Here is a 13,403-nt window from a genome sequence, read left to right on the forward strand (position 1 = left end):
AACCGAAAGTGTGTGTGATGTGCGTCACGGCATTCAAACACTTATCGGACGTTAGAGCAACGGGTTCGGACCTCTTCCACAGCGGGCAGTTACCCGCTACATTCGGTAACAGACAACTTCTCGTGAAGGGCTCCAGCCATGATTCACGTCCGCCACAGCGCCGTCGCAGACATCCCTATCGACCTCGCGTTCACCTACGTCGACGACTACCGGAACGTCCCCGACTGGATGTTCGGGGTGGACCGCTTCCAACCCGTGAGCGAGCAGGTCTCCGGCCTCGGTGCCATCTACGACTCGACCATGCGGATCGGCCCCAAGGATCTCGACTCGCGCGTGGAAGTCGTCGAATGGGAACGCAATCGCGTGATCGTCCTCGACTCGATCGCCGGATTCCGCGCCGCGTCGTCATGGACCTTCACGGACCTCGGCGACGCGACGCGGCTCGACGTCGACTTCGGCTACCGACTGCCCGGCGGGATCGCCGGCCGCACACTCGGCATGCTTATCGAACCGATTGTGGGAACGGCGATCCGGCAGACCGAGCACGCGTTGCGCACGCGGCTCGGTCAGCTCGTCTAGGACCGGACTCAGAAATTGCCGCGCGCGGCCTGCTCCCGCTCGATCGCCTCGAACAGCGCCTTGAAGTTGCCCTTGCCGAAGCCGAGCGAGCCGTGGCGCTCGATCAGCTCGAAGAACACGGTCGGGCGGTCGCCGACGGGCTTGGTGAAGATCTGCAGCAGGTAGCCGTCCTCGTCGCGGTCGACCAGGATGCCCCGCTTCTTCAGCTCCTCGATCGGCACCCGGACCTCACCGATACGGGCGCGCAGCTCCGGATCGTCGTAGTACGCATCGGGAGTCGCGAGGAACTCGACGCCCTCCTCGCGCAACTGGTCGACCGCCGTGAGGATGTCGTTGGTGGCCAGCGCGAGGTGCTGTGCACCCGGTCCGCGGTAGAAGTCGAGGTACTCGTCGATCTGCGAACGCTTCTTCGCGATGGCGGGCTCGTTGAGCGGGAACTTCACGCGGTGGTTGCCGTTGCACACCACCTTGCTCATGAGCGCCGAGTAGTCGGTGGCGATGTCGTCGCCGATGAACTCCGCCATGTTCGTGAAACCCATGACGCGGTTGTAGAAGTCGACCCACTCGTCCATGCGCCCGAGTTCGACGTTGCCGACGACGTGGTCGAGCGCCTGGAAGATGCGCTTGGGCGCACCCTCACGCTTGCGGTAGGTCGAGGTGCGCTCGATGTAGCCGGGCAGGTACGGGCCGTTGTAGCGCGACCGGTCGACGAGCGTGTGCCGCGTGTCGCCGTAGGTCGCGATGGCGCCGATGCGGACGGTGCCGTTCTCGTCGCTGATCTCGTAGGGTTCCTCGAGGACGGTCGCCCCCTGCTTGCGGGCGTGCTCGATGCACTTGTCGACGTCCGGAACCTGGAGCGCGATGTCGACGACGCCGTCACCGTGGAGGCGGTGGTGCTCGATCAGCGGGCTGTCCGGATCCACCGCACCCTTGATCACGAATCGCACGGCGCCGCTGCGCAGTACGTAGGCGTGATGGTCGCGGTTACCGGTGGTGGGTCCGGAATAGGCGATGAGTTCCATGCCGTAGGCGGACTGGTAGTAGTGCGCCGTCTGCGTGGCGTTTCCGACCACCCACACCACGGCGTCCCAGCCGCTGACGGGGAAGGGATCCCGTTCGCTGTCGTACTCCACGAGACCGACCAGGCGCCGGAGCTCCTCGGCGTCGAGCTGAGCGAGTCGTTCGCTGTCGGTCAGGGTGTATTCCAGAGTCATCGCTGCAACCTCCTGCCGCTCACTGCGGCACAGTCGTTGTGTCGTGTGTCACCAGGAGAAACCCACCCGTCGGTGCGACGCAACGTCGCCTTCGGCAACTGGCCCGACTGACTGGAATTCGCCGGAATCTGCACACTCACCTATACAATCGGACTAGTTTTCGGCGCTCGATGGGAAGGAACCGCGATGCGCGAGCCTGTGCAGCTGGACGAATTGGATTTCGCCCTCCTCGAGGCCCTGCACGCCGACCCGAAGATCGGCGCGCTCGAGTTGTCCCGTCGATTGAAGGTCGCGCGCGCCACCGTCTCGGCCCGCCTGCGACGCCTCGAGGACACCGGGGTCATCGCCGGTTACGAACCCCGGATCAACCTCGCCGCAGCAGGTTTCGAAGTGCAAGCGTTCGTGACGATGGAGATCGTGCAGGGCGCCCTCGAAGACGTCACCGAGGTCCTCGAAGGCATCCCCGGTGTCCTCGAGGCGTTCGCCACCACCGGCGCGGGCGACGTCCTGTGCCGCATCGGAGCCGAATCACACCTCGGTCTCCAACAGACCCTCATCGAGCTGAACCGCTCCTCGATCGTCGCGCGGTCCACGAGTGTGATGGTGCTGTCGGAAGTGGTGCACTACCGGGCGATGCCGCTGCTCCGCACCCTCGAGCCGGAACGATCCGCGAAGGCACCGGCCTACCGCCGCTGAACCGATCACGTCCACAATCCGTCTCCGACTAGTCGGATTGCACAGAAAAAAGCGCTTCGGGCATCCGGACCCTCCGCACGCTGCACAGTTCGATGAAGCACAGTTGCGCAGCATTTGTTACTGCCGTCACAGTCTTTCGCCATGAAGAACCTGCTGACGCGATTCGAAGAAAAGGCCCCCGAGATCGTCTTCGAGTGGCACGACACCGAGACCACCGCCCGGGGCTGGGTCGTCATCAACTCGCTGCGGGGCGGCGCGGCCGGCGGCGGCACCCGCATGCGCCGCGGCCTCAACCGGCGCGAGGTCGAGTCGCTGGCGAAGACCATGGAGATCAAGTTCACCGTCTCCGGACCTGCGATCGGCGGTGCCAAGTCCGGCATCGATTTCGATCCGTCCGACCCCCGCAAGGAAGGCGTGCTGCGCCGCTGGTTCGCGGCCGTCACTCCCCTGCTGCGTGCCTACTACGGCACCGGCGGCGACCTCAACGTCGACGAGATGAACGAGGTCGTTCCCCTCACCGAGTCCAACGGCTTGTGGCACCCGCAGGAAGGTGTCGTCAACGGACACTTCGGCAAGGACGAGCGCCAGCGCATCCAGCGGGTGGGCCAGCTGCGACTCGGCGTCGCGAAGGTTGTCGAGGACGCGCGGTTCACCCCTGCCACCAGCACGAAATACACTGTCGCCGATCTGATCACCGGCTACGGCGTCGCCGAGTCGGTCCGTCACCACCAGCTCGTCTATCGGGGCACCGACCTCGCCGGCAAACGCGTCGTGGTGCAGGGCTGGGGCAACGTCGGCGCCGCTGCTGCCTACTATCTCGCTCAGGCCGGCGCCTCGATCGTGGGCATCATCGACCGCGACGGCGGCATCCTCGCACCCGAGGGTCTCTCCTTCGACGAGGTCCGCACCCTGCTGCTCGAGCGCGACGGTAACGCCCTGCACAGCGACCGCATGATCCCCTTCGACGAGGTGAACGCCCGCATCTGGGATCTCGGAGCCGAGATCTTCCTCCCCTGCGCCGCGAGCCGCCTCGTCACCCGCGAGCAGGTCGACCGCATGGTCGCCGCGGGACTCGAGTCGATCGCTTCCGGCGCCAACGTTCCGTTCGCCGACGACGAGATCTTCTACGGCCCCACCTACGAGCACGCCGACAAGTCCGTCGCCGTGATCCCCGACTTCATCGCCAACTGCGGTATGGCCCGGGCCTTCGCCCAGCTCATGGAGGGCGACGTGGAGGTCTCTGACGCCGCCATCTTCGGCGATGTGTCCACCACCATCGAGACGGCACTGCGCCGCTGCCACGACCGGTCGACCGAGCTCACCGGGCTCGCCGCGACCGCCTTCGAGATCGCGCTGGACCAGCTGGTCCCGGCCGGGGAGCGCATTGATGACTGACACCCTGGCCACGGCGACGACCGGCACCCAGAGCACCGCCGGGACGACGACCGGCACCCAGAGCACCGCCGGGACGACGACCGGCACCCAGAGCACCGCCGGCCTGCATCGTGCCATGCGGCCCCGCCAGCTCGTCATGATGAGCCTCGGTGGCGCCATCGGGGCCGGCCTGTTCGTCGGGTCGGGGGCGGGTATCGCCGTCGCCGGCCCGGCGATCCTGATCTCGTTCCTGGTGGCGGCCGTTCTCGTCGTGTTCGTGATGCGCATGATGGGTGAGATGGCCGCGGCCAACCCCGCCAGCGGTGCGTTCTCCGAGCACACCGAGAACGCGCTGGGCCCTGTCGCGGGACGGACCATCGGGTGGTTGTACTGGGTGCAGGTCATCATCGTGATCGCCGCGGAGGCCACCGGCGCCGCCGCGATCACCGCGGTGGCGCTGCCCGGCATCCCCCAGTGGGCGTCCGCGCTGTTCTACATGGTCGTGCTGACGGGCGTGAACCTGGTCGGCGTCCGCCGCTTCGGTGAGGTCGAATTCTGTTTCGCCGCAATCAAGATCGTCGCGATCGTCGGCTTCCTGGTGATCGGCATCGCGATGATCGCCGGGTGGATGCCCACCTTCGAGACGACCGGCTTCTCCAACCTCACGGCGCACGGCGGGTTCGCCCCCACCGGTATCGCCGGTATCGCCGCCGGCCTGCTCATCGTGGTCTTCGCGTTCGGTGGCACCGAGATCATCGCGATCGCCGCCGCGGAGACCGCCGATCCCCGTCGCAACGTGGGCCGCGCGGTGCGCACCCTGGTGTGGCGCATCCTCGTGTTCTACATCGGGTCGGTGCTCGTGATGGTGACGATCCTGCCGTGGACCTCCGAGGATCTCGCGACCGGTCCGTTCGTCGCCGTGCTGCAGGCCGGGGCCGTCCCGGGCGCCGCCGCGGTGATGACCGTGATCGTCGTGGTCGCGCTGCTCTCGTCGCTCAACGCGATGCTGTTCAGCGCTTCCCGGATGATCTTCTCGCTGTCGCACCGCGGATCGGCGCACCCCGTCTTCGGGCGGCTGTCGTCCAACGGCGTTCCCCGCAATGCGGTGCTCGCCTCGGTGGCGTTCGGCTTCGTCACGGTCGGACTGAACTATCTCTACCCCGACCGGGTGCTGCCGCTGCTGCTCAACGCCGTCGGCTCCACGATCCTGGTGCTGTGGACGTTCGTCGCGGTCTCGCACCTCGTGCTCCGTCGTCGCGCACGCCGCAACGGCACCGAGGATGCACTGCCGCTGAAGATGTGGGGCTTCCCGTACCTGTCGTACGCGACGCTCGGTCTGCTGGCCGGCATCGCGGTGCTCGCCCTGTTCGACACCGCTGCCCGCACGCAGCTGCTCGCGACCGGCGCGTTGACCGCAGCGATCGCCGGTACCTGCACGGTGCTGGCACGGCGACGCGCTGCGGCCGGGACGGCTCGGGTCGAGACGGTTCAGGAGCGCCAACCGTAGGGACGCGTGATTATCTCCATGAAGTGACCGGCGGGGTCGAGGAAGTAGGTTCCTCGACCCCCGTCGTTTCTGTTGATGCCGTGCGCCGACTGCCGGGGATCGGCCCAGTGTTCGATCTTCTGCTCGAGGATCCGGGCGTAGATCTCGTCGAACTCCTCCTCCGACACCAGGAATGCGTAGTGCTGCGGCGGATACTCCACATCCGGTGGCGGTTCGGCGAAATCGAGGGTGACGCCGTTGGCGAGTTCGACAGCGAGGAAGTGCCCGGCGGGCACCGGATCGGGCAGCCCGAACAGGGTGGTGAGGAAGTAGGCCGAATGCTGCTTGTCGTCGGCCGCGACGATGGTGTGGTTGAACGCAATACTCAAGGAGAACTCCTTGTGGTCCCGCGCCTCCATGCCTGACGCAGTCCGTCATCGACACGCGACGCTGCGTCCAGAGATACCTTCCGTGCCGGAGGGATGCAAGCGATGAGTTCTTCGCGCTCCCCGGGTCGGTATTCGTCGACGACCTTCGAAAGGGGACGACGATGAAGCTCACGGTGACGACCTTCGTATCGGCCGACGGTGTGGCCCAGGGACCGGGTGGCCCCGACGAGGACCGCAGCGACGGCTTCGACCGCGGCGGTTGGGTGGTGCCGCTGTTCGACGAGGACACCGGCAAGTTCATCGACGAGGTGTTCTCGAAGGTCGACGCATTCCTGCTGGGCCGGAACACCTACGAGATCTTCGCTGCGTCGTGGCCGAACTCGACCGATCCCGACGATCCGGTCGCCCGTGCACTCAACACCCTCCCGAAGTACGTCGCCTCCACGACGCTCACCGCCCCCGAGTGGCAGAACACGACGGTCCTCGAGGGCGACGTGCCCACCGCGGTCGCGGAACTGAAGAAGCAGCCGGGACGGGAACTGCAGGTGCACGGCAGCATCCGTCTGGTCCACACCCTCTTCGAACACGGTCTCGTCGACGAGTACCGCCTCATCACGTTCCCGGTCGTCCTCGGTCAGGGGCGGCGGCTGTTCCCCGTCGGGGGTCGCGACACGAAGTTCGATCTCGTCGAATCGCGCACCACCTCGTCCGGTGTCCTCATCACCGTGTACCGGCCGGCCGGGCGACCCGAGTACGGACTCGCCGAAGTCGAGTGACCCCGACAACGAGGGGCGCGGTCAGGAGTCCTGGCCGCGCCCCTCGCGTTGCGCAGCCTCGTACCCCGTGGTCAGCCAGTAGACCGTGCGATCGATCGTCGGCATGATTTCGGCGATCCCGATCTGCCCCTCGATGCACCGGCCGACGAGGCTCGACCTTTCCGACGACGACATCGCAACCTGCGACGAGAACCCTCCGGAAAGACTATGGCCCAAGGCATATTCCGCCGCCACCGCCTGTCCTCGGCAGGCCATCGGCATCGTCGAGAACCTCCCCTCCTCCCCGAAAGGTCAGTGATCCGATGACCGATCTCGCATCCTCCGACTACTTCACCGACGGAGAGATCGCCCAGAGTCCGTTCGAGTACTTCGACCACATGCGCAGTCGCAACCCGGTGTACCGGGAACCCCACTACGGGGTCGTGGTCGTCACCGGCTATCAGGAGGTGGTCGAAGGATTCAAGAACAGCGAGGGACTGTCGGCCGTCAACTCGATCGGAGGTCCGTTCCCGCCGTTGCCCTTCGAACCCGAAGGCGACGACATCACCGAACAGATCGAGGCCCACCGTCACCAGTTCCCGATCTTCGAGCACATGGTGACGATGGACCCACCCGACCACACGCGCGCCCGGTCGCTGCTCGGACGACTCCTCACCCCGAAACGACTGAAGGAGAACGAGGAGTACCTCTGGGGACTGGCCGACGACGTCATCGACGAATTCGTCGGCGAGGGCCGATGCGAGTTCCTCGGCGATTAAGCAAAACCCTTCGCCACCATGGCGATCACCGACCTGCTCGGTGTGCCGGAAGAGGATCGCGAGGAGTTCCGGCGGGTACTCGGCGCAGGTGAACGGCCCGGCACGCGGGTCGGCGCACTCGATCACGAACCCGTCGGGATCAACCCCCTCGAATTCCTCGACGGACGTTTCGAGAAGTATCTCGCCGACCGGCGTCGCGAACCCCGCAACGACATCCTCAGCGGTCTGGCCGCAGCGACCTATCCGGACGGCTCGATACCCGAACTCCTCGAGGTCGTCCGACCTGCAACCTTCCTGTTCGCCGCCGGCCAGGAGACGGTGACGAAACTCCTCAGTTCGTCGCTGCGGGTCCTATGCGAACGTCCCGAGTACCAGAAGATCCTGCGCGAGGACCGCAGTCTCATCAAACCGTTCATGGAGGAATCGCTGCGCTTCGACAGCCCCACGAAGGTGGACTTCCGCCTGGCGCGCAAGTCCACGACCATCGGCGACGTCGAGGTGCCGGCCGGGACCGTCGTGATGCTGAGCCTCGCCGCTGCGAACCGTGATCCGCGTAAGTTCGATGATCCCAACGAGTTCCGGCTCGATCGGAAGAACTCGCACGATCACATCGCATTCGGCCGCGGTCTGCACACCTGCGCCGGTGCACCGCTCGCACGCATCGAAGGGCACGTCACCCTCAACCGCCTGCTCGATCGGATGGAGGACATCCGCCTCAGCGAGCAGGCACACGGCCCGGAGAACGACCGCGTGTTCGCCTACGAACCCACCTTCCTCCTTCGCGGGCTCGTCGATCTGCATATCGAGTTCACCCGCAGCACGCAGTAACCGGGCAATCCCATGGCTCTGCATCGCCCGACTGGACGGTGCACGAAGTGAGAGGTGTTCAATGGCAGGAAGAGTCGAAGGCAAGGTCGCGTTCATCACCGGAGCCGCACGCGGACAGGGGCGCAGTCACGCCATCCGGCTGGCACAGGAGGGTGCCGACATCATCGCACTCGACATCTGCGGCCCGATCCGGGAGAACGCGCAGATCGAACCGTCCACCCCGGAAGACATGGCCGAAACCGTCGAAGCCGTCAAGAGTCTCAACCGACGGATCGTCACGGCCGAAGTCGACGTCCGCGACTTCGACGCGGTGAAGGCCGCCGTCGACAACGGCGTCGAACAACTGGGCCGTCTCGACATCATCGTCGCCAACGCCGGCATCGGCACCGGTGGCGCGATGCTGCACGAGACGGACGAGTTCGACTGGCAGGAGATGCTCGACATCAACCTGTCCGGCGTGTGGAAGTCGATCAAGGCCGGAGTGCCGCACATCATTGCGGGCGGGAACGGTGGATCGATCGTCCTGACGAGCTCGGTCGGAGGATTGAAGGCATACCCCACCATGGGGCCGTACATCTCCGCGAAGCACGGGATGGTCGGCATGATGCGCACCTTCGCCGTCGAACTGGGGCAGCACTCCATCCGGGTCAACACCGTGCACCCCACCAACGTGAACACACCGATGTTCATGAACGAGGGTGCCATGAAGATGTTCCGTCCCGACCTCGAGAACCCGGGTCCGGAGGACATGAAGGCGGCTACGCAGTTCATGCACGTCCTGCCCGTGGGGTGGGTGGAACCGGAAGACATCAGTAATGCCGTCCTGTTCCTGGCATCCGACGAGTCCCGTTACGTCACCGGACTCACGCTCACGGTTGACGCTGGTAGTACGCTCAAGTGATCGGGCAAGTGGCCGAGCGGGTTCTGTCGGGGAATCCGCTCGGCCACTCCGTTATTCCTCGTCGGGTACGAAGATGTCCTCGATGCGACGCCCGAACAGACGCGCGATGCGGAACGCCAACGGAAGGGACGGGTCGAATCGTCCCTTCTCGATCGAGATGATCGTCTGCCGCGAGACGCCGAGTTCGTCGGCGAGCCTCTGCTGCGACCATCCGCTCTCCGCGCGCAGGGCCGCGAGCGAGTTGCGCACCTCAGACCTTCCGACGCTGCACGGCGTAGCGCACACCGAACGACGCGAAGGCCACGAGAACGACCGCCATCAGCGCGTGCAGGCCCTCGACCTCGATCGGTGCGAACGCCAGAGCGGTGCATCCGAGGCCCGTGACGAGAAGGATGTCGGTGAAAGCGCCCGAGGCGGCTTTCTCGTACCAGGACGCCTCGACCGAATCCTCCGGCCGGTCCGTTGCACCTTCGAGAGTCGACCGATCCACGAGGAGCACCCATGCCAGACCGACCAGCGGAGACACGGTCGCCAACGCCACGGCGATGCCCGAGACGACAGGATGTTCCGGCACCAGTTCGAGTAGTGCACCCACCACTCCGAGTGCCACCGCCGCCACCATGCCGAGGACGATGGCCGGCGGTACGGCGGCGATCCACCGTGTGCCCACTCGAACCTTGCCCCATTTGCTCCGCGCCACCGCCGATCCGGCACCCCCGCTGTCCATCATCGCCCCTTTCACCGTAAAGCGTGCTTTACATGTAAAGGTAACTTAACAGCCTCCTCGGCGCAGCGGAAACGAGGGGTTCCGTTCGGCCGGGCAGGTGTCATGATGGATCGAGCAGATCGAGACGCCACGAGGCGAAGGGACTGCCATGGGCCTCTACAACGATCACGTCGTACCGCGACTGGTGAACATCGCCTGTGCACCGTCGTTCACTGAATCGAACCGCAAACGAGTGTGCGCCGGCCTCAGCGGCCGCGTCGTCGAGATCGGATTCGGATCCGGTCTCAACGTTCCCTACTACCCCACCACCGTCGAGTCCGTCAGCGCCGTCGAACCCGCGGACCTCGGATGGAAGCTCGCACGTCCGCGCATCGAGGGCTCCCCCGTGCGCATCGAACGATCCGGCCTGGACGGGCAGTCACTCCCGTTCGAGGACAACACCTTCGACAGCGCACTGTCGACGTGGACCCTGTGCACCATCCCCGATGCCGACGCGGCTTTGCGCGAAGTACGTCGTGTCCTCGCACCGGGCGGCACCCTGCACTTCGTCGAACACGGGCTCGCCCCGGACGAGAACGTCCGACGGTGGCAGCACCGGCTCGAACCGATCCAGAAGCGCGTCGCGGGTGGCTGTCATCTGACACGGCGGATCGCCGACCTCATCCGCGGGGCGGGGTTCGACATCCGCGAACTCGACACCTTCTACGAGGAGAAGACGCCGAAGTTCTTCGGTGCGTTGTCGCTGGGAGTCGCCGAGGCCTCCCGGTAATCGGCGTTTTTCAGCCGACTATCCCCGCGTTCTTCGCCGCCTTCAGCCAGTCGGGGAACTCACTGAGCATGCGCCGGTACAGCTCGGCGTCGGTCACCTTCGAAATGTCGTCGACGCTGAAGAAGCCGGCATTGTCGACGCGGCGGCCGGACATCGTGTTGAGCCGTTCGAGCACACCGTAATTGGCCTTGCCCAGCCCGACGAACTGCCAGAACGCCGGCAGAGCCGAGGCGCTCTTCATCAGGTCGGCGATCTTCTGCTTCTGGGTGAAGCCACCATCGGTGAAGAACAGCACCAGCGTGGGCATCGTCGCTCCCGGGACGAGCGAGTCGATGATCTCGCTCATCACCGGTAGTTCGTCGTTGACGCCGCCGATCCGTCCGTAGTCGATACCGCCATGTGTTCCGCTGAGGTGCAGGTAGGTGGACGACCACCCGTCGACCTCGTGGACGACGATGTCGGGCAGCCGCGCGAACGACTTCGCGTACAGATACGGTTCGAGCTTTCCGTCGTCGTCGACCTGCACCGCGATCGGCACCATACGTTCGACGACCTCGTGGATGCGTTTGCTCGAGTACTCCCGGTTCATGCTGCCGGTCTTGTCGATGACAAGCACGACGCGAGCCCGAACCCCCGGAGCACCCTTGTCGAGCAGCACCTTCGCGACCTCGCGCTTACGCATGTCGAGCTTCTGTCGCTTCTCGAGGGAGAGCTTCTCCTCACCCGCCACGGTGCGCACACCGTGCGGGTCGACGGCGGGCGCGGCAGGCTCGTCGTCGACCTGCACGCCGTGTTCGCGCACGAGCGCGGACAGTCCGGCGTCCCAGCCCGCGGAGACGTTGCGGACCTTCCACGAGTCGTTCCGACGATAGATCTCGAGCAGCACCGCGGCGCGTTCCGTCGTCAGATCCAATGCTCGCGCAGAGGCCGTGCCGGCCGGGTGCGCGACCTCCACACCCAGGCCGGTCACCGTCGCCAGGCTCCCGGGGACGCTGTCGTCGAGTGCGACGGCGATCGACAACCGCTCGATGGCTGCCGGCACCGCCGTGAGGTCGATCGAGAGTTTGTCCGCTGTGACCAGGCGAACCGCGCCCTCCGGTGAGGACGGTTGGTTGAAGAACACGAAGTCGGCGTCGCTGCGGACGCGCGAGTCGGCGCCGAGCTGGAAGACCATCAGGTCGACGGTTCCCTGCCTGGCTCCCGCCACCGAGACCGTGACGACCCCGGTTGCGATTGTCGTGTTCTCACCGCGCGCAAGTTCGGTCATGGGGTTTCCTCGGGAAGGGGACGGACGTCGTGACATCCGCACCCTATCCAGCAAGCGGGCCTTCATGTTCTCAGAGGGGTAACGATCGGGACGAATGTAACGATTTCCCAATGACTGTCCGTACGTCGAAGGGAACTATCGAATGAAGCGTCGCATCCTCGCAACCGGTGTCGCGTGCCTGGCCGCCGTGCTCGTCTCCCCGGCAACAGCGTCCGCTGCTCCTACCGGAAGTGCGGATTCCGGAAGCGCCCAGGTCGCCAACAACTACATCCAGATTCTGCCGCACCTGGCGGAGGCTGCGATCAACTGCCTCATCACCGGAACTCCACTGCAGCAGTGCGGTTACACCGGTATCGATCCCGCACCCCTGCCGCTGCCCCAGAACTGATAGACCTTCTCACGAAACCTGTTTGATCGGGCCTCGATCGTCCCGGATCATTCGAATATGACTTCCGACGGCCCCACCCTCGCGGCGCGCACGCTGCTGAAGCAACTCGACGTGGTCTGGCTCTTCACGGAACAACACGTACTGCCGCGGATCGACGAGACGGCCGTGCACTGGGAGCCGTCGTCGAACTGTGTGGGCGTTCGACCAGTCGACGGTCGCCTCGTCGCCGACTGGCCGGACGAGACGGCCGAGGTCCTTCCCGAGCCCACGATTGCGTGGCTGCTCTGGCACATCGAGTGGTGGTGGACGAACACCGTGGCGGTCTGCAGTGGGGGAACTGCGGTCGGGCCGGACGCCTACGAATGGTCCGGCTCGACCGGCCGCATCCGGGCTCTTCGCACCGAATGGGCCGCGCTTCTCGAGACTGCCGACATCGAGAAGACGATCGTCGACCTCATGCCCGAACCTACACCTCTGTGGGAAGTAGCCGGGTGGGTCAACTTCGAACTGGCGAAGAATGTTTCGGAGATCAGTCAGGTACTGGCGCGGAAGATGAACACGCCGGGCTGAGAATTCCGGCGCTCACGCTGCGACGATGCCCGCGACCGGAATACGCGCGTCGACCGCCTGCCGGAAGTTGATCATCGCGCGTTCGAGGTGGTCGCGGTTCGTCACGAGCACAGCGCCCGTGGCTCGCCGTTCGAGCAGAACGTCGTTGGTGAAGCGTGCGTTCTCGACGGTGGAGGTCGATTCCGATTCCTCGGTGATGCGTTCGGGTGGAATGCCTCGCGCGACCAGCCAGTCCTTCATGGCCTGAGCTTCGGTGACGCCGTTGCGCGGGACGCCACCGGTGACGACGATCGGCGACTCCGGATAGCGTTGCGCTGCACGAAGAGCCGCTTCGAGCCGTTCTTCGAGCACCGGCCGGATCTTGCCGTCATCGGTGAGTCCGGCCCCGAGCACGACGAGATGCGTACCCCGCGGATTCAGGTCGAGCATCAGCGGGAAGTGCGGTGTCAGCTTCTCGAGCTCGGTGCACGCGATGATCAGCGCGTCGATGGTTCCCTGGCACAGCGGGGTGACGGACAGTGCACCGTTCACGACGGTGTCGATTGCAGGAGTCGCCGCTGCCTGCCCCGTCGATACACCTACCGCGGCTGTGGCCGCGACTGCGGTCGCCACCACCGTGCGTCGCACAGCTCCCACGCGAGTCCCCTTCTTCTCGGATGTCGGCCGTGCCGCACGGTGCCA

General features: G+C 65.6%; 16 protein-coding genes and 1 pseudogene. 10 read left to right on the forward strand and 7 right to left on the reverse strand.

Annotation, left to right across the window (positions count from 1 at the left end; all coding sequences use genetic code 11):
- The first annotated feature begins 138 nt into the window (after window positions 1-138).
- Entirely contained in the window at window positions 139-579 is a 441-nt protein-coding gene (locus KXC42_RS21815; protein WP_219129578.1) for an SRPBCC family protein, read from the forward strand.
- 8 nt (window positions 580-587) lie between these two features.
- Here KXC42_RS21815 and hppD read toward each other — a convergent pair whose 3' ends face one another.
- On the reverse strand, window positions 588-1,793 hold the full coding sequence (gene hppD, locus KXC42_RS21820; protein WP_006554688.1) for a 4-hydroxyphenylpyruvate dioxygenase: 1,206 nt from the start codon (window positions 1,791-1,793) through the stop codon (window positions 588-590).
- 186 nt (window positions 1,794-1,979) lie between these two features.
- Here hppD and KXC42_RS21825 point away from each other — a divergent pair, with 186 nt between their 5' ends.
- The 3 genes from KXC42_RS21825 (at window position 1,980) to KXC42_RS21835 (ending at window position 5,370) form a co-directional block, all read left to right on the forward strand.
- Window positions 1,980-2,489: an Lrp/AsnC family transcriptional regulator gene (locus KXC42_RS21825; RefSeq protein ID WP_006554689.1), complete on the forward strand. Its 510-nt coding sequence runs from the start codon at window positions 1,980-1,982 to the stop codon at window positions 2,487-2,489.
- Window positions 2,490-2,630: 141 nt separating this feature from the next.
- Window positions 2,631-3,884, forward strand: coding sequence for a Glu/Leu/Phe/Val dehydrogenase dimerization domain-containing protein (locus KXC42_RS21830; protein WP_219129579.1), 1,254 nt, complete (start codon window positions 2,631-2,633; stop codon window positions 3,882-3,884).
- Window positions 3,877-5,370: an amino acid permease gene (locus tag KXC42_RS21835; protein ID WP_373922170.1), complete on the forward strand. Its 1,494-nt coding sequence runs from the start codon at window positions 3,877-3,879 to the stop codon at window positions 5,368-5,370. Before KXC42_RS21830 ends, KXC42_RS21835 begins: the two co-directional genes overlap by 8 nt.
- On the opposite strand, the gene KXC42_RS21840 is transcribed toward KXC42_RS21835, so the two are convergent.
- Window positions 5,352-5,768, reverse strand: coding sequence for a VOC family protein (locus KXC42_RS21840; RefSeq protein WP_006554692.1), 417 nt, complete (start codon window positions 5,766-5,768; stop codon window positions 5,352-5,354). The two genes, KXC42_RS21835 and KXC42_RS21840, sit on opposite strands and share 19 nt — an antisense overlap.
- 131 nt (window positions 5,769-5,899) lie before the next feature.
- On the opposite strand from KXC42_RS21840, the gene KXC42_RS21845 reads away from it, so the two are divergent.
- The gene (locus KXC42_RS21845; RefSeq protein ID WP_219129580.1) at window positions 5,900-6,514 is read left to right on the forward strand and encodes a dihydrofolate reductase family protein; all 615 of its coding nucleotides are present in this window, start codon (window positions 5,900-5,902) and stop codon (window positions 6,512-6,514) included.
- Window positions 6,515-6,535: 21 nt separating this feature from the next.
- On the opposite strand, the gene KXC42_RS27830 is transcribed toward KXC42_RS21845, so the two are convergent.
- Window positions 6,536-6,748: a hypothetical protein gene (locus KXC42_RS27830; protein WP_219129581.1), complete on the reverse strand. Its 213-nt coding sequence runs from the start codon at window positions 6,746-6,748 to the stop codon at window positions 6,536-6,538.
- A 68-nt stretch (window positions 6,749-6,816) separates the two neighbouring features.
- Here KXC42_RS27830 and KXC42_RS21855 point away from each other — a divergent pair.
- Both KXC42_RS21855 and KXC42_RS21860 read left to right on the forward strand, forming a co-directional pair.
- Window positions 6,817-8,100 (forward strand): annotated as a pseudogene (locus KXC42_RS21855) (cytochrome P450).
- Window positions 8,101-8,161: 61 nt separating this feature from the next.
- Window positions 8,162-9,001 (forward strand): mycofactocin-coupled SDR family oxidoreductase, encoded by an 840-nt coding sequence (locus KXC42_RS21860; RefSeq protein ID WP_060652688.1) that lies wholly within the window; start codon window positions 8,162-8,164, stop codon window positions 8,999-9,001.
- A 51-nt stretch (window positions 9,002-9,052) separates the two neighbouring features.
- On the opposite strand, the gene KXC42_RS21865 is transcribed toward KXC42_RS21860, so the two are convergent.
- Both KXC42_RS21865 and KXC42_RS21870 read right to left on the reverse strand, forming a co-directional pair.
- On the reverse strand, window positions 9,053-9,250 hold the full coding sequence (locus tag KXC42_RS21865) for a helix-turn-helix transcriptional regulator (protein WP_060652687.1): 198 nt from the start codon (window positions 9,248-9,250) through the stop codon (window positions 9,053-9,055).
- A gap of 1 nt (window position 9,251) precedes the next feature.
- Window positions 9,252-9,728, reverse strand: coding sequence for a hypothetical protein (locus KXC42_RS21870; protein WP_083543754.1), 477 nt, complete (start codon window positions 9,726-9,728; stop codon window positions 9,252-9,254).
- A gap of 148 nt (window positions 9,729-9,876) precedes the next feature.
- On the opposite strand from KXC42_RS21870, the gene KXC42_RS21875 reads away from it, so the two are divergent.
- Complete coding sequence (locus KXC42_RS21875; RefSeq protein ID WP_071936047.1) at window positions 9,877-10,497, forward strand: class I SAM-dependent methyltransferase; 621 nt, start codon at window positions 9,877-9,879, stop codon at window positions 10,495-10,497.
- 10 nt (window positions 10,498-10,507) lie between these two features.
- On the opposite strand, the gene KXC42_RS21880 is transcribed toward KXC42_RS21875, so the two are convergent.
- On the reverse strand, window positions 10,508-11,764 hold the full coding sequence (locus KXC42_RS21880; RefSeq protein ID WP_071936046.1) for a VWA domain-containing protein: 1,257 nt from the start codon (window positions 11,762-11,764) through the stop codon (window positions 10,508-10,510).
- A gap of 142 nt (window positions 11,765-11,906) precedes the next feature.
- On the opposite strand from KXC42_RS21880, the gene KXC42_RS21885 reads away from it, so the two are divergent.
- Both KXC42_RS21885 and KXC42_RS21890 read left to right on the forward strand, forming a co-directional pair.
- Window positions 11,907-12,152 (forward strand): hypothetical protein, encoded by a 246-nt coding sequence (locus KXC42_RS21885; RefSeq protein ID WP_219129582.1) that lies wholly within the window; start codon window positions 11,907-11,909, stop codon window positions 12,150-12,152.
- Window positions 12,153-12,209: 57 nt separating this feature from the next.
- Window positions 12,210-12,722 carry a DinB family protein gene (locus tag KXC42_RS21890; protein WP_219129583.1) on the forward strand — a complete coding sequence of 171 codons (513 nt, stop codon included), beginning with the start codon at window positions 12,210-12,212 and terminating at the stop codon, window positions 12,720-12,722.
- Between the two features lie 12 nt (window positions 12,723-12,734).
- Here KXC42_RS21890 and KXC42_RS21895 read toward each other — a convergent pair whose 3' ends face one another.
- On the reverse strand, window positions 12,735-13,349 hold the full coding sequence (locus tag KXC42_RS21895; RefSeq protein WP_219130539.1) for a YdcF family protein: 615 nt from the start codon (window positions 13,347-13,349) through the stop codon (window positions 12,735-12,737).
- Window positions 13,350-13,403 lie beyond the last annotated feature (54 nt).

Origin of the sequence: Rhodococcus sp. LW-XY12, assembly GCF_019317345.1 — a bacterium.
In the GTDB taxonomy this organism is placed as follows: domain Bacteria; phylum Actinomycetota; class Actinomycetes; order Mycobacteriales; family Mycobacteriaceae; genus Rhodococcus; species Rhodococcus pyridinivorans.

Bases quoted from the DNA above. Each gene is read 5' to 3' on its own strand.
- KXC42_RS21815 (WP_219129578.1), top strand. From the start codon at position 139: ATGATTCACGTCCGCCACAGCGCCGTCGCAGACATCCCTATCGACCTC.
- KXC42_RS21825 (WP_006554689.1), top strand. From the start codon at position 1,980: ATGCGCGAGCCTGTGCAGCTGGACGAATTGGATTTCGCCCTCCTCGAG.
- KXC42_RS21860 (WP_060652688.1), top strand. From the start codon at position 8,162: ATGGCAGGAAGAGTCGAAGGCAAGGTCGCGTTCATCACCGGAGCCGCA.
- KXC42_RS21875 (WP_071936047.1), top strand. From the start codon at position 9,877: ATGGGCCTCTACAACGATCACGTCGTACCGCGACTGGTGAACATCGCC.
- hppD (WP_006554688.1), bottom strand. From the start codon at position 1,793: ATGACTCTGGAATACACCCTGACCGACAGCGAACGACTCGCTCAGCTC.
- KXC42_RS21830 (WP_219129579.1), top strand. From the start codon at position 2,631: ATGAAGAACCTGCTGACGCGATTCGAAGAAAAGGCCCCCGAGATCGTC.
- KXC42_RS21835 (WP_373922170.1), top strand. From the start codon at position 3,877: ATGACTGACACCCTGGCCACGGCGACGACCGGCACCCAGAGCACCGCC.
- KXC42_RS21870 (WP_083543754.1), bottom strand. From the start codon at position 9,728: ATGGACAGCGGGGGTGCCGGATCGGCGGTGGCGCGGAGCAAATGGGGC.
- KXC42_RS21880 (WP_071936046.1), bottom strand. From the start codon at position 11,764: ATGACCGAACTTGCGCGCGGTGAGAACACGACAATCGCAACCGGGGTC.
- KXC42_RS21840 (WP_006554692.1), bottom strand. From the start codon at position 5,768: ATGGAGGCGCGGGACCACAAGGAGTTCTCCTTGAGTATTGCGTTCAAC.
- KXC42_RS21845 (WP_219129580.1), top strand. From the start codon at position 5,900: ATGAAGCTCACGGTGACGACCTTCGTATCGGCCGACGGTGTGGCCCAG.
- KXC42_RS21890 (WP_219129583.1), top strand. From the start codon at position 12,210: ATGACTTCCGACGGCCCCACCCTCGCGGCGCGCACGCTGCTGAAGCAA.
- KXC42_RS21885 (WP_219129582.1), top strand. From the start codon at position 11,907: ATGAAGCGTCGCATCCTCGCAACCGGTGTCGCGTGCCTGGCCGCCGTG.